We start from the raw sequence: 26,652 nt of genomic DNA, 5'->3' as shown, positions 1-26,652 counted from the left end.
TTTGATAAAGTATAATATAATTATAATATATTACAGTTTGTGTTTATCATTTCCCACATGCAATTAATAATAAATATGTATGTTAACCTTATATATTCTGTCAACTATAATCATATCCTTTCTGTTACTAACATTAGTCGTAGGTATGTATTATAGCGGTAAAATAACTTCCTTACGTGAATATGCAATAGGTAATAAAAATTTTGCTACTGCTACTTTAGTGGCTACATTACTAGCTACACTTTATGGGGGAGGTGCCTTGATGCGTACTGTACAACAGATTTATAATCAGGGTATATATTATATAATTATATTACTGGCAGACAGTATCTCTATTTGGATATGGACGCTACTTATACCACGTATGGGACCATTTATGTACCACCTTTCCACAGCAGAAAGCATAGGTAGTGTATATGGTACATGGCCTAGAATCATCTCTGCACTATTTGGTGTAGTACGCTCCCTTATAACTATTGTTACACAAATTAATGTAGTCACTTCATCTGTTGCTATCTGTATACCTAATATAGATCCCTATGCTATTACAGTGGCCATTAGTCTAATTTTTGTTACCTATTCCAGTTTGGGTGGCATTCGTTCTGTTACCTTTACTGATGTTATGCAATTTATCACATTTACAATTGTTATTCCATTTTTTACTTGGTATATGTATATACATATCGACCAATCGGTAACAGAGATAATTTCCTGCTTAAAGTGTTCGACTAAGTTTCAATTGGATAGTTTATTTCATATCAATCGTAAATTTATTGGAGTATTTATGCTGGTATTAGCGATCATAATACCTAGTGGAAGACCTAGTATGGTGCAACGGGTCTATATGTCTTCTGGAGTTATACAAGCTAAAAAAGTTTTTTATTATACTAGCATTTTTAACCTACTTATAGTAGGTTTTATCATTCTCATTGGTTTGTTTACTATTGTAGCCATAAAGCATTTAAGTATAGAAGAAATTTGGCCCTATATTATCGGTCAATGCCCCCCTATTTTGCAAGCATCAATTCTAATTGGACTAATTGCTATGACTATGTCGACTGCTGACTCTAGTTTAAATAGCTGTGCTACTATGCTTACCAATGATTTGCTTGCTAATATTTACTCAAAGTGGCACATATTATCAGAAAAACATCAGTTATATGTAGTAAGAATTTCTTCTCTAGTTACTGGTTTATTAGCCATGATAATAGCTTTTTACTGCAACGATTTGTTCCGGTTACTTTGTTGGGCACTTCAAGTGTCCGTGCCTATTACAGCTGCTCCGCTATTACTTGCCGTCTTTGGTTTTCGAGGCACTTCCCGTACAGCGTTAATCGGTATGGGTACAGGTGTGTTGACCATTCTAATATGGAACGAATTAGTTCAATCTTCTACTGGTATAGATGGTTCTGTCATTGCTATGCTAGCCAATGGTCTAGCTATGATGGCAGCTCATTATCTATCAAAACAACCAATAGATAGAGGATGGATTGGAACAGATGATACATTTAAACAAATTAAACAAGAAAGTTCCCGTAAGCGTGCAGAGCGAAAAGAAGCGATTAAGAATTATTGGACAAATCGAAAAGATACTTTATCCAAATTGATGCCCAGCCACACTACGATGGTATGTGTAGGATTGTATATTACCATTACTAGTTTGTTTACTTATTCTATGATTCGTATTACGGATCATGATGGATGCTGGCTTACTATTCAGCTATTTGGATCAGCTTGTTGTTTAGGCTATCCATTTCTTTATGATATTTCCAAAAAAATAAGGTCTATTCCTAGTTGGTTTATTAGCCTATACTGGTTAGTGGGTTTGTCAGTTTATCTTCCTATAAGTTTACTTTTTACCTGGTGGTATCCTCATGATCTTATCTTTACCTTATCCTTATCTTTTTCCCATTTATTTATAATTTTATGGATTTTTCCTCTTTATATAAGCATAAGGGTTACTGCCATTACATCATTAGTAGCTATTTATCTGATTTATGTTGGATGTGCTTTTCCTTTATTAGGCTCTTTATTACCATTATGTATGATGGGTATACTGGTATTTGCTATTATTATTTGCTTTAAAATCAAAGTAGGTAATATTACCACACAGAATATTTACCTAAAAAATCAAGAAAAAATCAGAGAATCTCAACGAGTAAAAGCCTCCCTTTACGATGCAGCAATGGTTCCATCAAATGGTTCTACTTCTCATACCCCTAAAGGTTATGGATTTATTTTAAACCAAGTAGTTGGTAAGATTGAGGAATCTATCTCCTTTTTAGATAATGATATTCCCATTTATAAGCAAGATTTACAAAGTATTATCAATAAGTTTTATGATTGGATAGCCTATTTCAATAGGAGAGAAAAATCTAAGGACCATGCGCTGTTACAGCCTACTAAAATTACTTTCGATAAACTGATTCGTAAAGTGGAAATAGCATTATCACAAGAGATTATTGATCCACCTAGGATTCTGTTAGAAACAATAAACGATGTTGATAAAAACCTATCTATTATAGGCGATATCAACCAATTAGTTTATTTATTGGTTCAATCTGTTTTACGGATTGGTAAAATAGAGAACGATGTTTCACCAGTTATTCGTATACAACTGCATCCTACTACTTTGCACTTTATGCAAGCGGATTCTATCGATAACAGATATCCTACCTTTATGGATTTTAAGGCTACTGCTCTGGTTATCAGCCATGCTACTATTGATTCGCAAGCGTTACCTGAAGTAAAGGAGCATTATGATGATCTCATGGATTATATGGGACCAAAAGGTAAACAGGAAGTTCCGCTATCCATAGATCTGCAACAACAAACCATATCTACTATTATTGAGGCCCACTACGGATATTTAGAAGATCCTTATGATGCTAGCAAAAAATCTATGTTATTAGTGCTGCCGAATAAGGTTACTGATATCCTCAGTAAGATGACTACCACCTTACCCATAGATTCCCTAGCCTTAGAGTCCCCTGTAACACCTAAGGAACAGGCTGATTCGATGATGGTATTAATGCAATTCCATGACTATGTCTGCAAATTCTCTCATAAAGAAGATCCTATTGATGTAAAGACGATTTCTGGTTTGCTTTTATTATTACGGAAAAATTTTGGATTTAAGCGGCATGCATCTGGACAGTTGTTTTATGTTCGATCAGTAGGGATTGCTGAATTAGTGATAGAATGGGTGTTTCACTCTCCTAAAGTGATTTATGCTGCTTTGCTATATGAATTGGTTCGTCGTACTTGTTTACCGATTTCTTATATCAAGAAACATTATAATTTAGGGGTTTATGCATTTGTGTTAAATGTGGTAGGGATAGATAAACGCCAAGACTTAGATCATGCCTCTTTGCTTTATGTGAAAAATAGATTGAAGAAAGCAATTAAAGAAGATCACGTACAGCTTTCTGTACTCTTTATTAAATTGGCTGAGAGACTCTATGACCTACGCCATGCTTCAGGCTATATCCATCTAACAGAGGTTCAACATATGGCGCAAGAAACATTGGCTATAGATGTGCAAATAGCTAATACATACTTAGGAAAAGAGATAGGAACAGTTCTAGAAAAAGCCGCCAAGCAAGCACTAGAGGCTTGTGAAAATACAAATAAAGAAAAGGGTATTGTAATGAACAATTAAGGATTTCTCTCGGATCTTTCTAGAAGATTGTGTAAAATAGTTTTTGTTTTTTATACTTATAATCAGCTAATATTTTAGATTACTACTAGGCTGAAGTTTCTTTGTTTACTATTTCATACGCCCAGTTATCTATCATTCTGGTTTCCTCATTAAAGTTAAGACCTAAAAGTATAAGGGCTTTTTGTCTAAGTAAGTAAGGCTTATAATACCCGTTTGATTTGATTTGGTCTAAGGCTATTTGACCAGTGGATTTATACTTAAGCTCTATGATATATATGGCTGTTCCTAATTCTAGCACAATATCTGATCTGCCTTGGCTAGAAGCGGATTCACTATACATATGCATTTTCCTACCACCTAGAAAGCCTAATCCTTGCAGCAACATATGTAAATTGCTATGGTATTGTTTTTCTTGTTTGGTATCCAGGTAATAAGGAAGTGTGGCAAAAACTGTATTGATGTGATCTATAAAAGTTTCAACTTTTTTATCAGATAATGCTTGTCTGATGGTATCGCGCTCGTGTATAAAGTAATCTTTGACGCTTTTTTCTAAGCTAGATTGTATACTTTTCTGAAAAGATGCTTCTATTTCTCTATTAGGGAACTTTAATGTATATAGACCAGTAGATTCATCATAACGGTCAATGGTTAGATATCCTGTTTGAAACATCAGAGACTTTAAACTAATCTCATTTCTACTTTCTGTGTACATTAAGTCTTCTCTAGCGGCCTCTATTTGGAGGCTTTCCATATTAATATCAAACCTATCAGGATCTGTTAGCATCTGATTAATGAGTAAGCTTGGACTGCCTGACTCGTACCAGTAGTTGGCTAGTTCGCCATGCTTAAGAAATTTTAAAGTAGACCAAGGATTATAAACAGATACGCCATCCTTATGAAATCTATATCCATTGTAATAGGTTGCTATGCGGTTCATAACTTCTAGATCTGTTACTTGTCTACCCTCTTCTTTACTCCATTGTAAACCAATAGTATCTATATTATCTGAAAAAGTGGATAATATTTCTTCTTGCGTATAGCCAAACATGGCATCAGCATCTTTGGAAATAGTAATATCGTCTAAATGATTGGCACCTGAAAATACATCAGATAAACTGAATTTGCTTACGCCAGTGATAAAAGTGAGTTGAAAGTAGTCATTTAGTGACTTCAAAGTCATAAAGAAATCTTTCATGACTTTAATATTGGATTGCTCTAGATCGGAGCCTTTGGTTAGATGAACAATAGGGGCATCATACTCGTCTATTAATACTACTATTTTGGAGGCATAATTAGATGATCTGATCTCTTTATTGGAACTAGTGCGGGTTAAATTAACCAACTGCAAGACTAAATTCTCTAAAGTGTCTTTTATAGTATGGTCCTCTATTTCTAGTGCATATAGTAATGCTATTTTTTTTAGGGCGCCTTTGATGGAGGTTTTTAATTCCTCTGGTGTGTCGTTGGTCAACCTAGATAGGTCCAGCCTAATAATAGGATATTTCTTCCACTCATATCCGTTTTTTGGCTTACCTATATGATAATCTTTAAATACTGCTTCTTCTCCATTGCATATGGTAGCTAGTGTATTGATAAATAGAGACTTGCCAAATCGCCTAGGCCGGGCTATGAAGATAGGATTTCTTTTTTCTATTAAATCTTGTGCATACCTGGTTTTATCTACATAATAACCTGTTTCAATCACTGATTTAACATCTGAGTAGCCAATCGGTAGTGCATCTATCTTACGCATCATTTTATATCATTATATTGATCATTTGTTATAAAACAAACTATACCAAGACGAATATAGGGTAAAATTTAGATGTATGAATTTTTAGATCGGTATATCGTTGTGAAGTTTCAACAGAAGTGAGACATTTTTCTTTTCCATTTTAGGTATTTGCTAGACCTTGGTAAAATATGCTCATTACTATCCCAGTACATTTGAGTGACATCTGGTTGAATAGATGTTTTTGGTTCTAGTTCTTTAAATTTTTCCCAAGGAGTTTTGCCTCCTAACGCGGAGTGCGGCCGTTTATGATTGTAAAAATATTCCCATTCTGCAAGAAGTTTTGGTAAGTTAATCGCAGCATCTTTAAGATTTAGCAAATTATAAAACTCTACTTTATCGGTTTGTTGTGATCTTTCTACCTTTCCGTTTAGGTGCGGACTGCTAGGTTTAATGGGTCTGAACTTTATAAAGTGAACCATTAACTCTTCTTGAAAGGAAGCATTAAAAAATTCAGTTCCCCAGTCAGATTGAACACGCTGAATCGGGAAAGGAAAATGCCCTAAGATTTCATGCAAAAATAAAACTGAATTTTTAGCGGTTTTATTAGGATATAGCCTTAACACTCTAAGTCTTGTACAATCATATACAGCAGTAAACTGATAGCACTGATTACCCACCTTTGTCACATCAACTACTACATATAATTTTATATTTTTATAAATCACTTGTTGTAGCGTTTCTGTTGAAACTTCACATGGGCTAAAGAACTGCCCTGCAGCTATAAACAGTGCTTTTATATTTTATTATAATTATCAAGCCACTCGACTACTTCTTCATGATATTGATCGTTTGCTAGATCACGTGGTGTGTCGCCGTCTTTATTTTTCTCATTGTGTAAAATCCCTGGGAATTTCATTAATGCTTCCACTACGTTTGTAAGCGCATTAAAGGCTGCTGTCATATGAAGCGGGGTATTACCATTATTATTTTTCAAATTGACTAAAATGCCTTTGGCACTTCGTAACATATTTATTATGGTTGTAAAACCATATTGCGCTGCCAAATGCAACGCAGTATATCCTTCATCATTCAGTTGATTGATTACTATCGGACCAGACTTTTTATCGAAGGAGATATGGGGACCAGCCACAGGTGTGAATAGATAACCTAATGGTGGTGCTGCATGTATTCCAATACTTCATAACCACCTGGTATTAGGTTGAGTTGCTTTGCTGCTTGTAGATCAACCCATAGGTAATCAGTATGTTCCTGATTTAGGGTAACTTTATAGTCAGATGGTTCTGATCCAGAGAAAACTGCCTTGAATAGATGCAGTATATAATCCTGTTTTGATGCAAAGATCCTTATATAGATGGTTTGAATAAAAGCAACCTGCTCTGGAAGGAGTATAATACCTACTTCTTCTGCGACCTCTCTTATGACCGCTTGGAGTGGCGTTTCGTTTTTTTCTAATTTTCCACCAGCCATGCACCACCTATTGCCTAAAATTGCGCCATCCTCTCTTTTCAATAACAAGACTTTTTCATTACATACCATGTAGCATGTGGCTATTGCGTTGGTAGGGCTAAAATGGTCTATGAACAATGGATCAAATGCAAACATGCCTTCTTCAAATAGAACTGTTCTCATTTTTAATTTAAAATAGGTAAATTGAGCCAATGTATGGTTATACATTTTTACTATGCTAATAATATAGATTTTTTAACAATATGCATGGACCACAAGGTGACTTTTCTGAAGCCATTTTCATGGTAAACAAGCCTTTGGGTTGGACTTCCTTTGATGTGGTCAAAAAGGTTCGCTATGGCTTACAAATAAAAAAAATAGGCCATGCGGGCACCTTAGATCCTCTGGCTACAGGATTGCTTTTGCTATGCAGCGGCCGGGAAACTAAAAAAATCAGTAGCTTGCAGGCATTGGATAAGGTCTATACGGGTCAAATTGTAATTGGCAAGACAACGCCGTCTATGGATTTAGAAACACCTTTTAATAGTCTATCTAGCTATGAGCACATCACTGAAGAGATGGTAAAGGCTGCTGCAGCTACCTTTGTAGGACCTCTGATGCAAATACCCCCTATCTATTCAGCGGTTAAAGTGGATGGAAAAAGGGCATATAAAATGGCTAGGAAAGGAGAAGAAGCTAGGCTTCAGCCGCGCTCGATTACAATTCACGATTTTTCGATTATGTCAATAGCACTACCCTCCATCACTTTTAAGGTAGTTTGTAGCAAGGGAACCTATATTCGGCGGCTTGCCTATGACTTGGGAGAAAAATTAGGTGTTGGGGGGTACCTCCATGGCTTATGCCGCACTCAAATAGGTAGTTATTGTTTGGATAATGCTTATACTTTAGAGGGATTGCTAGGCACCAATAGCCGATAGACTGCTCTGGCAACTCTACTTCTGCTGGTAATTTGCAGATCGACCCCGGTGCTCAAATCTTCACGGTACCTATTCACGCCTGTGGTTGGGTCCCCTTATCTCCTTCGATAAAAAGTCTGGCCCGATAGTAAATAGATGAATCGATATGTTTTTTAGCGGGAAAATCGTAAACTCAGCCCGCAAGCGGGCTTCAAACAGACGATTTTCTAATCCGCTAAAAATATATCGCTCACCTGTTAGTGTTTTACTAGACCTCTTGCAAAACCTATTTCTAATGGAAATTTTGGTGTCGAAGCTTGTCTATGCTCCTCAAATACATTAAGTATTCTGCGGTGCTCGACTACACTTCTCCTAAAAATTGCTCATCACAAAGTAGGTTTTACAAGAGGTCTACTAGAGCGCCATTTTTTATCGAAGGAGACGCGGGGCTGACAATGATAAGAAAAGCTATTGTGGCCGCCGATAAAGGAATGCGACGCTTCAGTAAAGCGGAAGTTTTTAAACAACCTGTTTTTCATATGCAAACACCTTGTTTTAAAGGGCTGAGCGTAATAGTTCTATTTTGTCTGTTGTTTCCCAAGGAAAATCTCCCTGCTCACGTCCAAAATGACCATAGGCTGCCGTTAGTTTATAAATAGGTCTTAGTAAATTAAGCATTTCAATAAGTCCATACGGTCTCAAATCAAAATGTTGATGAATCAGTTCAATAATGCGCTCATTCGACAGTTTACCTGTGCCAAATGTATTAATGGTAATAGATGTCGGTTGCACAACACCAATCGCATAGGAAATTTGCAATTCACAACGATCGGCTAAACCTGCGGCAACGATATTTTTTGCAACATAACGTGCCGCATACGCTGCAGAACGATCCACTTTACTGGGATCCTTACCCGAGAAACAGCCACCGCCATGTCTAGCCATGCCGCCATAAGTGTCCACAATAACTTTACGCCCAGTCAACCCTGTGTCTCCTAGCGGTCCGCCAATAACAAAACGTCCAGTTGGATTGATATGGAAAGTCGTTTTCGTTAACCATTCCACTGGAAATACAGGTTTTATAATTTCTTCAACAATAGCCTCTTTTAATTTAGCATAGGAAATCTCAGGCGCATGCTGCGTAGAAACCACAATGGTTTCAGCTGCAATAGGCTTCCCATCTCTATAACGCAGTGTCACTTGGCTTTTTGCATCAGGCCGCAACCAATCTACAATCTTATTTTTTCGCAGCGCTGCCTGTCGCTCCATAAGCCTATGCGCATAGGTGATAGGTGCTGGCATTAGTACATCCGTCTCATTACTCGCATACCCGAACATCATACCTTGATCACCCGCACCTTGCTCCGCTTTATCTAACTTATCTACGCCTTGTGCAATATCAGATGATTGCTTACCAATCGCTAATATAACAGCACAAGATTCCCAATCAAAACCTATAGAAGAGCTGTTGTAACCAATTTCTTTCACCGTTTCTCTAACAATTTGCTCTATATCAACCCACGCCTCTGTCGTCACTTCACCAGCAACTAATACCATTCCGGTTTTAACAAGTGTTTCACATGCAACACGTGCATATTTATCTTGTGCTAAAATCGCATCGAGAATCGCGTCAGAAATTTGGTCCGCCATCTTGTCAGGATGTCCTTCAGATACAGACTCAGAAGTAAATATCGTGTAATTATCCATTTTTAGTCTCAATTATAATAAATGACGCAACATAAATAGACCCTATAGTAGCGACTATTATCCAAAGTAAAATAGGTAAGGCACCTACTAACGCAACAAACAAATTTTCCAAGTTTAAAACTTTATCTAGTATAAAACAAATTTTACTTCTACATGCAGTAGTAGATAGCCTTAAGGAAACTACAAACGACCTATAACACCTATGCCCTTACCTCCAGACTGTACTATACAAAAGCAATCTCTTTAGCTTTGTAGCAATACTGTCTACCATTGCGGGTCGCTATCACCAACTCCCCTAGCCTATTCACGGTTACAATACGCGCTTCTAATGGGCCATGTATGGTTGCAAAGGTGTGAAATCCTCTGTTGCGGTAGAGTACATCGGTATACTTTTTCCAAAGCAAGTTTAGACTATTTTGCAACTGCGCATAATAGCCACCAAAAGCATCCATGATATGAGCAAGCAGCAGTGGTCTATTCAAGGAAGCTCCCCTTTGTATGGCTAAAGAAGTGCATGTTGAAGATTCAAAATGGAGCTGATTGACGTTTAAACCAACACCGATTACCGCTGCCTTTATGGTATGGCACGCTCCTATTTGGGTTTCAATCAATATACCACCCAGTTTCTGATCTGCATAATAGATATCATTGGGCCATTTTATAGAAAGTTCCTTGGGCAAATAGGCTACTACTATATCATAAATGGTTAAACTAGTAATAATGTTCAAGGCAAACACTGCATCTACTGTTAACCATTCTGGATATAGGATAAACGAAAAAAGAAGATTTTTGCCCGCTTCAGATGTCCAACTGTTGCCCCGTTGTCCTCGCCCCTTATACTGATGTTCTGCAATAAAAAGGGTTCCTTCTGCTGCATGTAGCAGCTGTTTTTGAGCCATGTCATTGGTAGAAGAGCAGCTTTTATAGTAAAATGAAGCCCTGTCAAATAGTGGATTAGGCTGAATAGAACTGGTGAATGGGTCGAATGCATCATCCATGGGAATATGATCTATAAACATTACTTTTATGGATAGACCCAAATATAGTGCATGCAGTTGGGAAAAAGTTATACAATAGCGCCCCTAACACATCATAAATACCTAAAAATCTAAACAACATTTATTATATGGCATATGTCTGTACAAACTGTGGGCTTGAATATGTTAAATGGCAAGGAAAGTGTGACGGATGCAAGGAATGGAATCGGCTAACCCTATTTACTACAAAAAGCAGCACTAAACGGGGTATAATGGAAAATCAGCCAGCTGCCAACCAACCTAAAAGATTAGATGAGATTCAACCGACTACTAATAAACGACTGCTATCTGAAGATGCCGAATTCAATAGGGTGCTGGGTGGAGGCATTGTGCCCGGTTCGTTGGTGCTATTAGGCGGTGAACCTGGCATTGGCAAATCAACGCTTTTGCTCCAAATAGCGCTACAGTTAAAAGAGGCTAAAGTATTATATGTATCTGGAGAAGAAACAGAAAGTCAAATTAAAATACGTGCTTCTCGTCTAGGGTTATCCTCAACCAATTGCTTTCTAGTACAGGAATGTGCACTGGTACAGATCCTCAACCATGCAAATGATTTGGAGCCCACTTTATTGGTTATAGACTCCATTCAAACCCTATATGCTGAGGAAGAGGAAGGTGGAATAGGTAGCATCAACCAGATTAAAGCTTGTACCACACGATTGTTGCATTACGCCAAAAGTTCGGGCGTGGCTATATTTTTAATAGGCCATATCAATAAGGATGGAGCTTTAGCAGGCCCTAAACTATTGGAACACATGGTAGATACGGTATTGCAATTTGAGGGAGATAAACCATGTTTATACCGAATGGTTCGGACAATAAAAAACAGGTTTGGTCCTACATCAGAATTAGGCATATATGAGATGAAAGTCAGTGGCCTCCATGGTGTAAAAAACCCCTCTTCTATACTGCTTTCTGGGCAAGACTATGCTTTAAGTGGCATAGCAATTGGTTCCTGTTTAGAGGGAACCAGACCCCTAATGGTTGAAATTCAAGCATTGGTAACAGCGACCAGATATGGCCATCCTCAACGCAATGCTACAGGTTATGATCCTAGACGCCTCAACATGTTGCTGGCTGTATTAGAAAAGCGCACAGGCTTGCGTCTGCATGACCGGGATGTATTTTTAAATATTACAGGAGGGCTTAGGGTAGATGATACTGCACTAGATTTAGCCATCTGTATGGCAGTTGTAAGCGCTTTAAAAGACAAGGTGCTCTCAAACCTGAAATGTTTTATAGCAGAAATCGGGCTAGGCGGTGAGCTTAGGAACGTACAAAGAATGGAATATAGAATAGCAGAAGCAGCAAAACTAGGGTTTAAAGAGGTATTTATAGCGCCCCATCCCCAACAACTTGCCCAATCCTTTGATATAAAAATCACCCTAATGAGCAACCTCAAAGAAATGGTAGGCCAGCTAAACTAAAAAGAATCGCTTCTGTTTTTAGGAAAGCGCCTTGAATAAGTTAAATGGGCAGCAATGGTGGTATCCATTCACGCCTCTGGCTGTCCGCCTTATCTCCCTCGATAAAAAATCTGGCCCGATAGTAAATAGATGAATCGATATGTTTTTTAGCGGGAAAATCGTAAACTCAGCCCGCAAGCGGGCTTCAAACAGACGATTTTCTAATCCGCTGAAAATATATCGCTCACCTGTTAGTGTTTTACTAGACCTCTTGCAAAACCTATTTCTAATGGCAATTTTGGTGTCGAAGCTTGTCTATGCTCCTCAAATACATTAAGTATTCTGCGGTGCTCGACTACACTTCTCCTAAAAATTGCTCATCACAAAGTAGGTTTTGCAAGAGGTCTACTAGAGCGCCATTTTTTTATCGAAGGAGACGCGAGGCTGGTACTTGGTTAGCTATTTGCTTTTTCAGAAAAACGTAACCACAGTGATGAATGGATACCAATGGTGAGTTGAAAACGTAGCCCGTAGGGGAATCGAACCCCTGTTTCCAGGATGAAAACCTGACGTCCTAACCCCTAGACGAACGGGCCATATCAAGCAATAGCTAGCTGCTTAAATATTCAATCAGCTAGCTGCTGCTAAAGCCAGGTAAAAGAAGGCCTTGCAAACGCTACACCTCCTTTACTGAGCTTACTCTGATAACAAAGAGGCAAAGTTATAACCTAGAGAAAGCATAGCATTATGGATATGCACCTCCTTTAACCCCTCAATACCAGTATTGCCCGCTGTCAATATTTGTTGGTCTGCTTTAAACTTATTCATAATACCATAACGATATCCAGCTTCAACAACAAGGCCCATAGGGAATTCATATCCAACACTACCCAGTGCAGCTACATCAAAAGATGCTTCCTTGGTTTTTTGCTCAGATGTAAGTGTTAAATCTGTACTCCCTTTTTTATAAGTTGTATGGAGTGGGACATAAGCAACAGCGCCTAGCTTAACTTTCAAAATACCTTCACCCTCTTCACGACCTAGTGGGTAGATGCATAGATTCAATCCAGCAGCAATATTGTGGCTAGCCATGCTAACAGATGAGTCGGTAGAGTTGCTGGTCTCACTTGCCTCTTTCCCTGACTCTGGCTCTAAACTAGCTCCTTGCCTGATCCACCCAAGCTCTCCCCCAATACCTACATAACCTGTAATTGGACACTCACCATAAAAATTAGCACCATAAGCCATGTCACTAAAGAAACTCCCCTCTGCTTTTTTACCACCAATCTTAGCATCATTATCATACCCTATAGCAGAAGAAGTGCCTCCACTAACATGGATACCATAACCCCATGAACTAACCTCCGCGCGTGCTCCTTCAACCCCAGCGAAAGCCAATAAGCCCGCCATTAAAGTTTTTTTGATTCCTTTCATAATAATATTAAAAAATTGTGTGTGTTATGAACTCCTTTTATTTACTTACTATAAACTTCTATTAATTATATGTGAAAAACAAGCTGGTCTTAAATTACAAGGCCAAACCGCCCCACCAAATGACTTAATAGCAGCAATATTAAGGTTAATCTAAAAAAAAACCAAATAAATATTACATATTCCTTTATTTTTCTTGAAACTGGCTTAAATAATAAGGTGTATAGCTGGCAATATTTTTCCAAAGCTGTTGCTGAAACTGCTCAAAGGCTAAATAACCTATCTGTATAGCAGAAGGGACTACCTGTTCTATAAATTGAATATGCTGATAGTCGACCAGGAATGGTTTACATTTTAATACCCCATCCCCAAAAAAAAGCAAAGGGCCACCCGGAAGTGCAGCATGATATTCCTTACTATCCAACAACGCCACATGTGCAGGTCGTTGCAGCTTCCCTGATTGGTCAGCTATAAGGGTATAAATAGCGTTGCGTCGCGCATCAATAGTCGGGCATAATAGCATATTCCCATCAACAAATGGACGCATGCCATAGGCCATAGCTTCTAGCGTGCCAACCGAGATAAGTGGAATATCTAGTCCATAGCAAAGGCCTTTAGCTACTGCAGTACCAATCCGCAACCCAGTGAAGGAACCAGGTCCACTAGAAATGGCTATAGCAGCCAGCGATTTACGATCATAACAGCTATTTTTTAGTAAATCTTCTATAATGGACACTAAATACTCCGAATGAGATCGTTCCATGAAAAGTTCGGTATGCGCTATAAGCTTACCGGCGTCATGCAATGCAACAGAGCAAACAGCTGTAGCGGTTTCAATGCTTAAAATAAGGGACATACAGACATATTTGTCTAAATATAATAGATTTTACCGACAATCGAGTTTTGCAAGCGCACTATTGCCATGCGCTACTATGGGTATGACAAAGAAAACTGCTGATCAGATCAAAATACAACATAGGCGAGGTACCACTTTTTTTAAAAACATATGGATTTGCGTGTAAGAAATTAATCTTAGTTTTTAAGGTGGTCTTGGGAATATATGCCTTTAACTGACGATAGGCAGGTGACCCTTTTTCAATGCATCCACCTACCAATAAGGCACAAGAGGTGCGTTCTAAGTGCATAACCTGGATGACAGCCGATAAATAACTTAAAAAATCATCAGATGATTTATAAGTAAAAAGGTTACAGTAAAGTAATTTTTTTTTGTTATGGACAATGATATACAAATAGTCCTCCGCCAACCAAACAAATAATTCTGGCTTAGATACGCATTCTATTTGGTATCCCTCTATAATGGCATTAACCTGATGGATAATATGAAAATTACTACCAGTGTAGCGCTTTCTAAACCAATCCAAGACAGCAGCATTTTCTGCAAATACAACAGACACTTTTGCCAATGCATGGGTAAAAGAGATGACTTCATCAGTGGGGTCTACACCACAAGCAACATGCATATAGGTAAATAAATCCTTTGTACTGAGCAACAAATGGGGCAAAATGGTAAACTTTTGATTGGAGATAGATAAGGTAACAGAACGCCAATTCTTTTTAATCAAAAAAAAATCTTGATTATAAAATTGCTCCAAACTTTTGATATAGCTGACGTGGTTTTTATCCAACGGAAGTGCATATATACCCAATAGCAAGCATTCTTGTGTCGTCCGTTCTATGCAACATATTTTAATAAAGCCATAGCCTATATTAATAGACAAGTGGTAGTTGATGCTTTTATCAAAGTTGAATTTGTGAATAACAGAAAGAATTTTTCTTGGGAAAACTTCCATAATCAATCTTTATATGCGCTATCATTCCTTATATACAAACATGTAATGAGGCTCCTGAAAAACCTAGTTACCTTCTAGGGAATAGTATGGCCAATATAGGGGTTTTTACTTAACTTTACATGAAATACATTATCATACCTCTTGTTTACAGCATGAACAAAATAGCTACTATTCTTTTAGCCTCATTGGTATTATATGGGGTAGGTAAGGCCTCATTTACAATGATCTCTACCAAACATCCACCCACTACGATCATCCATGAAGAAGTTTTTATCCATGTGGTAAGAGATCTAGAGCTACTCAATAATTGGTTGCTACATAGCTCCTATCCTCAAAAAGAGCAAGATATATTGCGCCACCAACACCATCAAAAAATACTAGCACTATACGCGGTAGATCCGCAAGCTTTTAAGGAGAGTGTAAAATATTATCTAGAAGATTCTTTAGAGAGGTCACTTGAAGTATATGAAAAAGTATATCTAGATTTAGAAGCACACGCTCTTTAGTTTTTAACAACAATTTCCTCCATCTATGCAGAAAAAAGCTAAGTCATCGAATGCTATTACGATGCGTCTGCCATCTAAACAAGCTGATCCAATACTTGATCTGCATGGTCTCAACAAAGCCCAAGCACTGTTGGCATTGGAAAAATTTCTAGATCGTTCCTTGTTATTGGGCCACAGCCGATTAAAAATCATCCATGGGCAGGGAAAGGGGATTTTGCGTAGCGCCATACGGGACTATTTACACCATCACCCCTTGGTAAAAGAGATAGTCCTCCAAAGCCCCATATACTGTATGGCTGGCATGACAATAGTTGAAATATAGTGTTCCTTTCGGCTAAACCTATTATCTTCGTATATACATTTTTTGTTTAAACCAGCTTTTAAAGATGACCCGAACCGTTAATGACTATTCAGCAGATAACATCCAAATCCTAGAAGGGCTAGAGGCTGTTCGCAAGCGTCCTGCCATGTATATTGGAGATGTAGGCATCAAGGGGTTGCACCATCTTGTTTGGGAGGTAGTAGATAACTCCATTGATGAGTCTTTAGCAGGCTATTGTAGTAAAATTGGCATTATTATTCACGAAGACAATGCAATTACCGTATGGGATGATGGTCGTGGTATCCCTACTGAGATACATCCCAAAGAGCAAAAATCTGCTTTGGAAGTGGTCATGACGGTATTGCATGCAGGTGGTAAATTTGATAAGGATACCTATAAAATTTCTGGAGGCCTACATGGTGTAGGGGTTTCCTGTGTGAACGCATTATCGGCCCACCTAGAGGTCACCGTATACCGAAATGGAAAGATCTACAAACAAGCATATGCCCAAGGCATTCCTGCTTATCCTGTTAAAGAAGTAGGGGATACAGATCTACGCGGTACTACTGTCCATTTTGTTCCAGATAGCTCTATTTTTACCACTACGGTCTATAACCTCCATACCATTGTAGGCAGGTTACAGGAGCTGGCCTATTTAAATATAGGGCTAAAGATGGAGTTAGAAGATCGCCGTGAACGAGATGAGCAAGGCAATCCTTTTCAGCAAACCTTCCATTCTGCAGGAGGGTTACTGGAATTTGTCGCCCACTTAGACAGTACTAAAGTGGCCATTATGCCTGCTCCCATTCTTGTAGAAGGAGAAAAAAATAATGTAGTGGTGCAGGTCGCCATGACCTACAATACAGGCTATTCTGAAACAGTAGTCTCCTATGTCAATAACATACATACCATTGAGGGGGGCATGCACGTCACTGGATTTAAAAGAGCCCTGACCCGTACTTTAAAAAACTATGCAGATAAATCTGGTTTATTAGAAAAAGCCAAAATAGAGATTATTGGAGATGACTTTCGAGAAGGGCTAACCGCTGTAATCTCTGTAAAGGTGGCAGAACCGCAGTTTGAAGGACAAACCAAAACCAAACTAGGTAATGCAGAGGTGCAGAGCGCCGTAGAAAGCTGTGTAGCCGAAGTATTACATTACTACTTAGAAGAACATCCCAAGGAAGCCAAATTGATTATCAATAAAGTGATCATAGCGGCCCAAGCCCGCCAAGCTGCTCGAAAAGCACGTGAAATGGTACAACGTAAAAATGTGCTCATGAGTAGCAGCTTGCCTGGTAAATTAGCAGATTGCTCCGAACGAGACCCTGCCCTTTGTGAACTATTTTTGGTAGAGGGTGATTCTGCTGGCGGTACAGCTAAAATGGGTAGAAACAGAAGATTCCAGGCTATTCTTCCACTAAAAGGTAAAATTCTCAACGTAGAAAAAGCTCAAGCATACAAAATATATGAGAATGAACAGGTCAGAAATATGATCACCGCACTAGGCGTAGCCATGGGCACCGATGGGAACGACCAAGCCATTCATCTAGATAAATTACGCTACCACAAAATTGTGATTATGACCGATGCAGATGTAGATGGCAGCCATATTCGCACCCTTATTTTAACTTTTTTCTTTCGCTACATGCGAGACATTATAGAAAAGGGATACCTTTATATTGCCTCTCCCCCACTCTATCTAGTGAAGCGCGACAAAGAAGCACAATATTGCTGGACAGAGTCAGAAAAAGAAGCATGCGTAGCCCAATTTAGCCTGAAAGATGGAAAAGCAGATGCCGTATTTGTACAACGTTATAAAGGTTTGGGTGAAATGAATGAAATCCAACTCTGGGACACCACCATGGATCCAAACCGCCGAAACCTAAAACAGGTAACCATAGCCTCTGCGCTGGCTGCAGAACATCTTTTCTCTATGTTAATGGGCGATGAAGTACCACCCCGCAGGGAGTTTATAGAACGGTATGCTAAATATGCTAAATTAGATGTTTAGTTTTCAACCAATTTTGCACATAGGGATCTATTAGAGGCTACTATATTTTATCTTTTTATAGTATATTGGTATGGTTTCATTGCATTGAGTTGTCTCAATTCAATAAATTGTTTCATATATATTTAACGATTCAACGCTTTATATCAAAGTAAAATTATGTCTAAAAATGTATATTACCTAGGATTTGGCCTAGTATTAGGCGCCATATTGGGGGTGTTGGTCTGCGACGACACTAAAAAAAGAGTAACCAAAACAATCCAAAATAAGGCTAAGCAGTTTTCTGGTTGTGTGCAATCATCTTCTAAAAAAGCTGAAGAAGCAATTGATGCTGTTAAAAGCACAGTTAAGGACTATTTGCATTAGGCTAGTGGAATGCAATAGGGAAGCACAGGGGATCCATCGTTCTTTGTGTTCCCCTGAGCCCCTATATTTAATTTCTATAACTTATGTCTAATAAATTATTACTATGTGGCGGAACACTTTTTGGTGGACTTTCCCTATGGTGCTTTTTTAAAGCTAAAAAAGAAGTCAAAAAAGAGTTATATGGTTCTGTGCAGGGGGGCTTCTTAGCTATGCTAATGAAATTTTTATTGAAGCCTTTGATAAAAAAGGCTATTCCGCTGCTGTTTTAGTAGCTGAGTAAGGATTCAGGTTTCATTGTTTCCAAATTAAGTACAAAGAGATAACGTATTGAATGGAAACTATTTTTTAGTATCTACTCACGTCACTGGTTAGTAATGAATTGTATTCCACTTTTTTCTTGATAAAGAAGTGGACAAAAATCAAGCCCTCGGTAAAAAGTGGGGGACCTCACCGCCATAGCATTGAACACACAATAGCGTCAACTTAAGAGTGATATATTATTGACTATTAAATAGAACAGCATTTTTTACATGGAGTATTGGTATATGCAGTACTTTTCGCCACCGATAAAAGATTTGGCGCGCAGTAAAGGCAATGAAACAATCTATTGTTCAGCGGGAAAAACAGAACTTGCCCACTTTGTGGGCTGCAAACAGACTGTTTTTCTAATCCGCTGAACAATAGATTGTTTAAAAACTTCCGCTTTACTGAAGCGCCGCATTCCTTTATCGGCGGCGACAATAGATTTTCTTATCATTATCAGCCCCACGTCTCCTTCGATAAAAAATGGCGCTCTAGTAAAACACGAACACCTGAGCGATATCTTTTTCAGCGGATTAGAAAATCGTCTGTTTGAAGCCCGCTTGCGGGCTGAGTTTACGATTTTCTCGCTGAGAAAGATATCGATTCAGCTATTTACTATCGGGCCAGACTTTTTATCGAAGGAGATAAGGGGCCCCAACCACAGGCGTGAATAGATACATTTTTTAAAGCCATATTTGAACTTTTAACTGTCCATCCTGATTATTCGATGTAGCACCATAGGCCAATAGTAGCTGAACTACTTCCTCCCGGTTACAATTTTCTGGGTTACACATTTTTACTAGATCTAAAACAGTAGCCCCGTTCTGATCTGGAGCATTTACATCAGCACCACCATCCAGTAACATCTTAACCAGTTCTAGGATATGTGGACGAAACGATGCTAAATGCAAAGGCGTATCTCCCTTGGAACTTTTAACATTTACACCAACACCTTCAGCCAATAACAAACTATATGCTGTAATTAACAGCTTAAAAAGCTTCGCTTCACACGGCTCTTTTACATTAAAAGTTTCCACTCCCCAATGTACAGGGGTATATCCAGATTCATCTAATATAGATAATGATCTCCTGTGATTATAAATAAACTTAGAAAGCCATAAGGTATATTGGACACATAGATCGAACCACTCCTTCTCCTCATATAAGAGTTTCAACCCTTCTCGATAAGCGCCTATATTTTTGCACAACCCATGTAAAAATAGATGCTTCTTATGCTTATATCGCTTACTAATATCCATAATAGGAGACAAAAAAGTATGCTTTAGTCTTTCTACCCTTTCAAAATTGCCTGGCACGGATGTTTTGGGAGTGCCATACTGCACAGGCAACTTGCTACAGCCTAAAATCGTGCATAAACCACTTGCCCACATAAGGACTAGCAAACTGACAGACTTAATGCTCTGTATATCTATATTTTTTATGAAGCGCATATTGATCAACGGTTGAAAAAAGAGGGAGAAGAAGCAATACTATAATCATACCTATATAAAGAATAAGTCTTTTTTTAACTTATAACTTAATATGAATACTTAACCCTAATAGCCAAATGCATTTGTATTTATCCTATAATATAGTTATATTTATAGATATGGTGCAAGAGAATGCATCAACTTTTTACTGTTCTTTTATTAAAGAAAACACACTTTAGCCTATCACTTTTCTGAATAGCGCTCCTTTACCAGGTTATAGATTTGATGGATAACTTGCACTCAGCCTATTTTTTGCATATCTATGCAAAGCCTAAAAGCCACCAGGACAAAATTGAAGGCTGGATACAAGAAGGAGGGAAATATATACTAGAACTTCGTGTTATGGCGCCTGCTCAAGAAGGTAAAGCCAATAAGGCGATTATAGCGCTATTGGCCAAAACATTGAATATAGCCAAAAGCAATATTACCTTAGTAGGTGGTGCTACTGCGCGTCATAAAATTTTTAAGATAGCATCCTGGTCTGACCGATTGGCTGAAAAACTACCGAGGAAAACCCCACTCCTTACCCTTTTTTAATATCGATTCAGGTACAAATCAATTGGCCTTCAAAGGCTACATTTACACAACGGTAAGCTTTCCACCCCTTATAAGGAATAACCTGGCTATAGAAAAGCCATAATTTCTCAAATTTTTCCTCTATGCGCGCTGCCTTTCCAAATATTACTTGATGCCCCCCTACTTGTGTGCCAAGTATGATTTTGCCAGTAGCATCTACCTGCAAACTTGTAATCTGACCCCTCCAAAATGGATCCTGATAAATATATTGCAACAATACCAACAAGTCGTGATCGTATAACCTTTTGTGCGCTGCAACTATATGGTCATCGGTTACAACAAGTAGTCGAAGTAGGGGCAGTCCTTTGGCTGCTATCAAGCCACCTTGTTCATCCAGGTAGCAGGGTATATCATTAGGGTTTGAAAGAGGTCTAACAATACGAGCAATCAAACATTTGGTTGCCAACCAAATGGTTAAAGTACCACGCCAAGTTTTATAGACCAATACCTTTTTTACAAGCGGGTGGCTTTTAAGCTGCTGTTGTATGGCATACGCATCAATATTTTTGAGCAGTGTTTTTTGTAAAGAAATGGTATGGGTGGATTGCAACAGATCTATTATCTCTTTGGAGCGTATCAAAGACTGGCCTGCATGGTCCTTGATAACGATTGCTATCTCCTGGCATACCAAAGCAGCATGCTTTTTTTGCGCCCATAATAGCGATAAGCATAGACCAATCGTTAAAAACAAAGCGACCATCCTGCGCACTATTTTCCCCATTTCGATGATGTATAGCTATGATCCCAGAAAGACCCTTATTGGTTTACAATGCAAAGAAAAAGACCCAAATCATAAAAAGCAAAGGAAGCAAAATAGGCATAGAAAACCGAAAGATATACTTCCCAAAAGAAGGCATGGTGATGCCTGCCTGCTCAGCAATCGCTTTAACCATAAAGTTAGGACCATTGCCAATATAGGTCATAGCACCAAAAAAAACAGAAGCCAAAGCAATTGCGCTTAATCGAATGACTGAATCAGGATAGATGCCTCCTGCTGCATATGCTTGCACATTGGCCACCACTTCAATATTGGCCCCTTGTGCCGCCATACTAGCCGCTACAAAGTTGAGATAGGTAGGTGCATTATCCAAAATAGAGGAAAAGATCCCCGTCCCCCAGTATAAAGTAGTAGGCGTAATCAACTGTTTGCCTATTTCAGATGCAGCAAAGCTACCAATTAATTCCAGTGCTGGGATCATGGTACCAAAAATACCTATAAAGATTAAACAAACCTCATTTAAAGGGGCAAAACTAAATCCATTTGCCAGCAACAGCTCCTTGTTGGTAGTATAATAAGCAATGGTGGCTATGCTTAGCATGATCAACTCACGTATACAAGAAATGGGATGGCCATGGTAATTAATAGTAGGCAACCAAGGAAAAATCGTTGGATCTAAAAAGACCGCGCCAATAATCATCACCAACCAAATAATGTTTTTACTGCCTGCAATAGAAATGCGTCCTTGGTAAGGATTACCATCCAAGGCCATCTTATTGTTGCGCTCAAAAAAGTAAAAAATAGATAACAGCATCAAAAGCATCACCATCCAAGGGAGGCTATTGTGTAACAAAGTCCATTTAAAAGGGACCCCTTTAAGAAAGCCCAGAAACAAGGGAGGATCTCCAATAGGGGTTAATGCGCCTCCTATATTACTAACTATAAAGATAAAAAAGACAATATGGTAAGCCTTAATACGACCTTTATTTAAGCCTAAATAAGGTCGGATAAAAAGCATAGAAGCACCCGTTGTACCAATTACGTTAGCAGATAAGGCTCCTAAAAAGAGTAAAATCATATTGGCCAGCGGGGTAGCACGTGCATCTACTTTAATAGCAATACCACCAGTTGCAATATACAAGGCAGTGATTAAAGCCATAAACTGTATATATTCGGCCGCTGCTTCTATAGGCTTCATCGTGTTTTTTAACACGATACAATAGTAACCCATTACAAATGCAGCCAACAATATGGCTATTTTAGGGTAATGCTTATGCCAAAAATCAGCAAAAAAAAGGGGAGCAGTAGCAATCATCAATAACAAAAGTATAAAAGGCAACGCGAGCCAAAATGGAGGAGCCATTGGGCTACTAGCTGCAGCAATGCCATGATGACCTCCATTGGATAGGATATCCATAGCAGGTTTATGGGATAATAATGGTAACATAGCAAACATAGATTCTAGACTTTATGGTCAACTCATCGTGATAACTAAACGCAGGCAATATAGTTAAGTTATGGGTAAAATCACTATATTCATCGGGTGTTTTAAGCAAAAAACAATAGCCCCTTTTCGAAACCTATTTCTAATGGCAATTTTGGTGTCGAAACTGGTCTATGCTCCTCACATACATTTAGTATGCTGCGGTGCTCGACTGCGCTTCTCCTAAAACCTGCTCATCACAAATAGCTTTCGACAAGGGGGCTAATCGTCTAGCCAACCAGGCTTTTATAAAATTAGCATTCAAATATTATGATTGTCAAAACAAAAAAGTATAAAATGTCGAGCAGCCTGTATGTAAAATTAGGCATGCAAAATATTTTACGCATGCAATGGTGGATTTTTCCCATTCTGGCGCTTTTTATGAGCAGCACCTTCTTTATAAGAACGATCTGGTTTGTGGTAATTGGTATAATAGGTTTGATCTGTTATCTAATTTTTTGGGTGATTCAATTCTATGGACTCACCCAGCTAGATAGCAGTCGTCCTATGTTTGAGCGCGTAGCTTATGAAATCAATAATCAACATATAATGATGCAGCTCAATACCAAGCAAACGATGCCCATACCATGGATAGAAATTACAAAGGCCTATAAAAAAAAGGGATATTTTCTATTGGTATTATCTAAGGTGCAGTTTTTTTACCTTCCATTTAAAATCTTTCATGGAGATAATGAGATCAAATTTTTTACAACTGTACTGCAACGCAAGGGACTATTGAAGTAACCACCACTGGCCAGGTAGCCGCTATTTTGATTCTATCTCATTAGGCGGTAAATTCGTAGTTATGCTGGGTGCAGCTTACCCAGATTAGGTCTAAATTTAAATGATGTATATAAATGGCAATTCTTGGAAATATTAGAAAAAGTGGCAATACTTTTGTAGTGATAGTCATAGCCTTTTTGGTGATCATGTTTTTAGGTGGTGAACTGGCACGTGTAGTGCCCTATCTTTTTAGTAGTAAAGGTACAATTGGCAAATTATCTGGTAAAAAAATCAGTTATATCGATTACCGTAAAGTTTATGAAACCATCCAGCATAATCTCTCCAGGCAAAATAATCAACAAGCAACAGAAGACCAAATTCGTGACTATGCATGGTCTAAATTAGTTGAAAACATGCTTTATATCAGAGAAATAGATCAAGCCGGCCTTACGGTAGGCACCCAAGAACTAATCGACTTGGTACAGGGAGAACATATTGATGCAAAACTTAAGCATGCTTTTAAAGATCCCAAAACAAATGCGTTTGATAAACAAAAATTATTGACTTACCTGAGCAATTTATCTAAAAGTCAACAAGAGTGGTGGTGTCAAGTGGAAAAAGAACTTGCACTAGAAAGAGCCAAAGAGAAATTGCGTCAACTTATGATACAAAGTTGCTTTACGACCACATTAGAAACAGCGCAAACTGCAGTACATGCCAGTCTGTTTTGTAATGTGGATTATCTACACATTCCTTTTCATTCCATTAAAAATGATGTAGTGCGGCTGACCAACCAGCAACTACTGGATTACATGGTTGCCCACAAAAGCCACTATACAGCTTTATCAGAAAGCAGAACCATTAAGTATATTACTTTCCCCATTCAACCAGATGAAAAGGATAATGCAGATTTTCAAAAAGCACTCACCTCCCTTACAGCGCAATTTGCCACTACTACCGATCCTTATGCCTTTGCCAAACAACATACAGATGGCAATCTTTCAGCTACCCGCTTGGTCTGCACAACGGAGACACTTCCTACTGCTTTTACCACTATAAAGCACACCTTAAAAAAAGGGATGGTGGTAGGCCCCATTGCTGGCGATTCCTTTCATATCATCTATAAGTTGGTTCAAGAAGAGAAAGGTAATTATGAAATTGCAGTCATTGAGAAAAAGGCTATGGTTAGTGACCATACACGAAATAAGCATTTTAGGAAGGTACAACAGCTTACTGGTAGCGTAAAAAAAACAGTTGACTTCGATAGATTAGCTACCGATGCGAACCTATCCATTCAACAAGAAACTGTTGCACCATCTGATGGCTCTATCGGATCCCATACAAATGGCCGAAAGGTAGTACGCTGGTTGTACAATGAGGGACGTATAGGTAAAATTTCTCCGCTTTTTGACTTAGGGAATGTTTATCTATTGGCTGTTATGGTAGACCAAGTAAAAGCAGGTGATTTGGTTCCTTTAGATTCAGTTTTTCGAAAAGTATATCAAAAAGTACTCCATCAAGAAAAATCCAAAATTATTTTGGATAAGCTAAAACAAATTGAAGCTACTACCCTCCAGGGTATAGCAGAACAATATGGTCAAGATATAACCGTACAATCGATAGAACGGTTACACTTTTTAGAAAATGATGCCCCTCATCTCAAAAAAGCTCATGCCTTTATAGGTAAATGTTTTGGCTTAGGCTTAAATATAATCAGTGATCCGATTATTGATGATACAGGCATTTACCTTGCTTATGTAAAAAGCAAAGATCAAACAGCCATTCAAGAAAATCATCACACCCAGATAGGTCAGATAGAACGATGGATGCAAACCTATTACATCAGTACTGCTATGGAAGCATTGGCAGAAGTTAGGGATGAAAGGTATAAGATCGAATAAGCTGATTGGTCCATGTTGGTAGAGATACGCTCATTTTTCCATATCATAAATTTTTATTAGATTGCCTGTATATGTACGATATATCTATTCTAAAAGAACAATTAGCTAGTCCTAAGCAGATTGCAGTGGTCATGCATGCCAGACCTGATGGGGATGCACTTGGAACTTCGTTGGCTTTGGCTTTATTTCTAAGGGCACAAGGACATTCCGTTCATGTAATTGCGCCAACCGAATATCCTACTTTTCTATCGTGGCTACCGGCAATAGATACTGTAGTAGTAGCTGCCCACCACACACAAGAAGCCCTATTGGCGCAAATAAAGGACATGGATCTGCTTTTTTGTGTAGATTTTTCTACTGCTAGCCGTTTAGATGAATGGGCATATATCTTGAAACAACCTGATCTGTTTAAGATTATCATTGACCATCACACAGAGCCGGAAAATTTTGCCAATCTGTTATTATGGGACCCTAAAGCAGCTGCTAGTGCAGAGGTATTGTTTCAAATTTTTGAAGCATTAGGCCAAAAAGACAAAATAACCCTACCCGTTGCCACTTGTTTGTATACCGGTCTTGTAACCGATACCAACTCCTTTAAAAATCCAAATACCAGGCCTATAACCCATCGTATTGCAGCAGATTTAATAGAATATGGCGTAGATGCCTTTAGCATACAACGGCTTATTTATGACAACAAACCACTCAATAGGCTTCATTTTTTTAGCTTTGCAGTGAGCCAGCGTTTGGTTGTACTACCAGCACTACGCGTAGCCTACTTTGTTATTCAAAAAGACGATTATAAAAGGTACGATTTAAAGAGTGGCGATACAGAAGGGTTAGTAGACTATGCACTTTCGCTAAAAGGAATATCGCTAGCTGCTGTGTTAAAGGAAAAAGATGATATGGTATATCTTTCCCTTCGATCTGTTGGTGAGCTGCCAGCTAACTTAATTGCAAAAAAATACTTTAATGGTGGAGGGCATAAAAATGCTGCAGGAGGTATTTCCCATTTAAGTTTAACTGAAACAGTAGACCGTTTTGAAAAAATATTAAAAGAGCTTCCATTCAAATTCTAACTAAA

The 26,652-nt window shown here is 38.4% G+C and carries 23 protein-coding genes and 1 tRNA gene; 11 read left to right on the top strand and 13 right to left on the bottom strand.

Annotated elements, in window-relative coordinates; all coding sequences use genetic code 11:
• Positions 1 to 79: 79 nt before the first annotated feature.
• Positions 80 to 3,661 (top strand): HD domain-containing protein, encoded by a 3,582-nt coding sequence (locus AAHM81_RS04420; RefSeq protein WP_342265292.1) that lies wholly within the window; start codon positions 80 to 82, stop codon positions 3,659 to 3,661.
• A gap of 85 nt (positions 3,662 to 3,746) precedes the next feature.
• On the opposite strand, the gene AAHM81_RS04415 is transcribed toward AAHM81_RS04420, so the two are convergent.
• The 4 genes from AAHM81_RS04415 to AAHM81_RS04400 all read right to left on the bottom strand — a co-directional run bounded on the left by AAHM81_RS04415 (position 3,747) and on the right by AAHM81_RS04400 (position 7,091).
• Complete coding sequence (locus tag AAHM81_RS04415; RefSeq protein ID WP_342265291.1) at positions 3,747 to 5,417, bottom strand: AAA family ATPase; 1,671 nt, start codon at positions 5,415 to 5,417, stop codon at positions 3,747 to 3,749.
• Positions 5,418 to 5,524: 107 nt separating this feature from the next.
• Complete coding sequence (locus AAHM81_RS04410) at positions 5,525 to 6,121, bottom strand: integrase core domain-containing protein (RefSeq protein WP_342265290.1); 597 nt, start codon at positions 6,119 to 6,121, stop codon at positions 5,525 to 5,527.
• Positions 6,122 to 6,189: 68 nt separating this feature from the next.
• Positions 6,190 to 6,546, bottom strand: a complete 357-nt coding sequence (locus tag AAHM81_RS04405) for an ankyrin repeat domain-containing protein (protein ID WP_342265289.1) — start codon at positions 6,544 to 6,546, stop codon at positions 6,190 to 6,192.
• Positions 6,547 to 6,563: 17 nt separating this feature from the next.
• Positions 6,564 to 7,091 carry an NUDIX domain-containing protein gene (locus AAHM81_RS04400; RefSeq protein ID WP_342265288.1) on the bottom strand — a complete coding sequence of 176 codons (528 nt, stop codon included), beginning with the start codon at positions 7,089 to 7,091 and terminating at the stop codon, positions 6,564 to 6,566.
• A gap of 35 nt (positions 7,092 to 7,126) precedes the next feature.
• Between AAHM81_RS04400 and truB the strand changes: the two genes are divergently transcribed.
• A complete protein-coding gene (gene truB / locus AAHM81_RS04395) occupies positions 7,127 to 7,801 on the top strand; it encodes a tRNA pseudouridine(55) synthase TruB (protein WP_342265287.1) in 675 nt (224 codons plus the stop codon).
• A 534-nt stretch (positions 7,802 to 8,335) separates the two neighbouring features.
• Here the strand turns inward: truB and metK are convergent.
• Both metK and AAHM81_RS04385 read right to left on the bottom strand, forming a co-directional pair.
• Positions 8,336 to 9,487: a methionine adenosyltransferase gene (metK, locus tag AAHM81_RS04390; RefSeq protein WP_342265286.1), complete on the bottom strand. Its 1,152-nt coding sequence runs from the start codon at positions 9,485 to 9,487 to the stop codon at positions 8,336 to 8,338.
• A 224-nt stretch (positions 9,488 to 9,711) separates the two neighbouring features.
• On the bottom strand, positions 9,712 to 10,506 hold the full coding sequence (locus AAHM81_RS04385) for a biotin--[acetyl-CoA-carboxylase] ligase (protein WP_342265285.1): 795 nt from the start codon (positions 10,504 to 10,506) through the stop codon (positions 9,712 to 9,714).
• A 107-nt stretch (positions 10,507 to 10,613) separates the two neighbouring features.
• On the opposite strand from AAHM81_RS04385, the gene radA reads away from it, so the two are divergent.
• Entirely contained in the window at positions 10,614 to 11,951 is a 1,338-nt protein-coding gene (gene radA, locus AAHM81_RS04380) for a DNA repair protein RadA (protein ID WP_342265284.1), read from the top strand.
• Positions 11,952 to 12,454: 503 nt separating this feature from the next.
• On the opposite strand, the gene AAHM81_RS04375 is transcribed toward radA, so the two are convergent.
• The 4 genes from AAHM81_RS04375 to AAHM81_RS04360 form a co-directional block, all read right to left on the bottom strand.
• Positions 12,455 to 12,526 (bottom strand) — tRNA-Glu (locus AAHM81_RS04375).
• 100 nt (positions 12,527 to 12,626) lie between these two features.
• Positions 12,627 to 13,364 carry an outer membrane beta-barrel protein gene (locus AAHM81_RS04370; RefSeq protein WP_342265283.1) on the bottom strand — a complete coding sequence of 246 codons (738 nt, stop codon included), beginning with the start codon at positions 13,362 to 13,364 and terminating at the stop codon, positions 12,627 to 12,629.
• 184 nt (positions 13,365 to 13,548) lie between these two features.
• Positions 13,549 to 14,217 (bottom strand): tRNA (adenosine(37)-N6)-threonylcarbamoyltransferase complex dimerization subunit type 1 TsaB, encoded by a 669-nt coding sequence (gene tsaB, locus AAHM81_RS04365; RefSeq protein ID WP_342265282.1) that lies wholly within the window; start codon positions 14,215 to 14,217, stop codon positions 13,549 to 13,551.
• A gap of 58 nt (positions 14,218 to 14,275) precedes the next feature.
• Complete coding sequence (locus tag AAHM81_RS04360) at positions 14,276 to 15,172, bottom strand: DUF3822 family protein (protein ID WP_342265281.1); 897 nt, start codon at positions 15,170 to 15,172, stop codon at positions 14,276 to 14,278.
• Between the two features lie 152 nt (positions 15,173 to 15,324).
• Here AAHM81_RS04360 and AAHM81_RS04355 point away from each other — a divergent pair, with 152 nt between their 5' ends.
• The 4 genes from AAHM81_RS04355 to AAHM81_RS04340 all read left to right on the top strand — a co-directional run bounded on the left by AAHM81_RS04355 (position 15,325) and on the right by AAHM81_RS04340 (position 18,377).
• Complete coding sequence (locus AAHM81_RS04355) at positions 15,325 to 15,678, top strand: DUF4296 domain-containing protein (protein ID WP_342265280.1); 354 nt, start codon at positions 15,325 to 15,327, stop codon at positions 15,676 to 15,678.
• A 25-nt stretch (positions 15,679 to 15,703) separates the two neighbouring features.
• Positions 15,704 to 16,000 carry a Smr/MutS family protein gene (locus AAHM81_RS04350; protein WP_342265279.1) on the top strand — a complete coding sequence of 99 codons (297 nt, stop codon included), beginning with the start codon at positions 15,704 to 15,706 and terminating at the stop codon, positions 15,998 to 16,000.
• A 64-nt stretch (positions 16,001 to 16,064) separates the two neighbouring features.
• Positions 16,065 to 18,014, top strand: a complete 1,950-nt coding sequence (gene gyrB, locus AAHM81_RS04345; protein WP_342265278.1) for a DNA topoisomerase (ATP-hydrolyzing) subunit B — start codon at positions 16,065 to 16,067, stop codon at positions 18,012 to 18,014.
• Between the two features lie 156 nt (positions 18,015 to 18,170).
• Positions 18,171 to 18,377, top strand: coding sequence for a hypothetical protein (locus tag AAHM81_RS04340; protein ID WP_342265277.1), 207 nt, complete (start codon positions 18,171 to 18,173; stop codon positions 18,375 to 18,377).
• A 986-nt stretch (positions 18,378 to 19,363) separates the two neighbouring features.
• Here the strand turns inward: AAHM81_RS04340 and AAHM81_RS04335 are convergent.
• Complete coding sequence (locus AAHM81_RS04335) at positions 19,364 to 20,131, bottom strand: ankyrin repeat domain-containing protein (RefSeq protein WP_342265276.1); 768 nt, start codon at positions 20,129 to 20,131, stop codon at positions 19,364 to 19,366.
• 264 nt (positions 20,132 to 20,395) lie between these two features.
• Here AAHM81_RS04335 and AAHM81_RS04330 point away from each other — a divergent pair, with 264 nt between their 5' ends.
• The gene (locus AAHM81_RS04330; RefSeq protein WP_342265275.1) at positions 20,396 to 20,707 is read left to right on the top strand and encodes a DUF167 domain-containing protein; all 312 of its coding nucleotides are present in this window, start codon (positions 20,396 to 20,398) and stop codon (positions 20,705 to 20,707) included.
• A 7-nt stretch (positions 20,708 to 20,714) separates the two neighbouring features.
• Here the strand turns inward: AAHM81_RS04330 and AAHM81_RS04325 are convergent, their stop codons facing one another.
• Complete coding sequence (locus tag AAHM81_RS04325) at positions 20,715 to 21,467, bottom strand: hypothetical protein (RefSeq protein WP_342265274.1); 753 nt, start codon at positions 21,465 to 21,467, stop codon at positions 20,715 to 20,717.
• Between the two features lie 43 nt (positions 21,468 to 21,510).
• Positions 21,511 to 22,911, bottom strand: a complete 1,401-nt coding sequence (locus AAHM81_RS04320) for a sodium:proton antiporter (RefSeq protein ID WP_342265273.1) — start codon at positions 22,909 to 22,911, stop codon at positions 21,511 to 21,513.
• 306 nt (positions 22,912 to 23,217) lie between these two features.
• Here AAHM81_RS04320 and AAHM81_RS04315 point away from each other — a divergent pair, with 306 nt between their 5' ends.
• The 3 genes from AAHM81_RS04315 (at position 23,218) to AAHM81_RS04305 (ending at position 26,647) form a co-directional block, all read left to right on the top strand.
• Positions 23,218 to 23,691 (top strand): YcxB family protein, encoded by a 474-nt coding sequence (locus tag AAHM81_RS04315; protein ID WP_342265272.1) that lies wholly within the window; start codon positions 23,218 to 23,220, stop codon positions 23,689 to 23,691.
• A gap of 113 nt (positions 23,692 to 23,804) precedes the next feature.
• Positions 23,805 to 25,571 (top strand): SurA N-terminal domain-containing protein, encoded by a 1,767-nt coding sequence (locus AAHM81_RS04310; RefSeq protein WP_342265271.1) that lies wholly within the window; start codon positions 23,805 to 23,807, stop codon positions 25,569 to 25,571.
• A gap of 71 nt (positions 25,572 to 25,642) precedes the next feature.
• Entirely contained in the window at positions 25,643 to 26,647 is a 1,005-nt protein-coding gene (locus AAHM81_RS04305) for a DHH family phosphoesterase (RefSeq protein ID WP_342265270.1), read from the top strand.
• Positions 26,648 to 26,652 lie beyond the last annotated feature (5 nt).

The organism is Cardinium endosymbiont of Philonthus spinipes, from assembly GCF_964030745.1.
Classification (GTDB): Bacteria; Bacteroidota; Bacteroidia; order Cytophagales; family Amoebophilaceae; genus Cardinium.
Note: the sequence above shows the minus strand (reverse complement) of the source record. Positions and strands in the feature narration are given on the sequence as shown.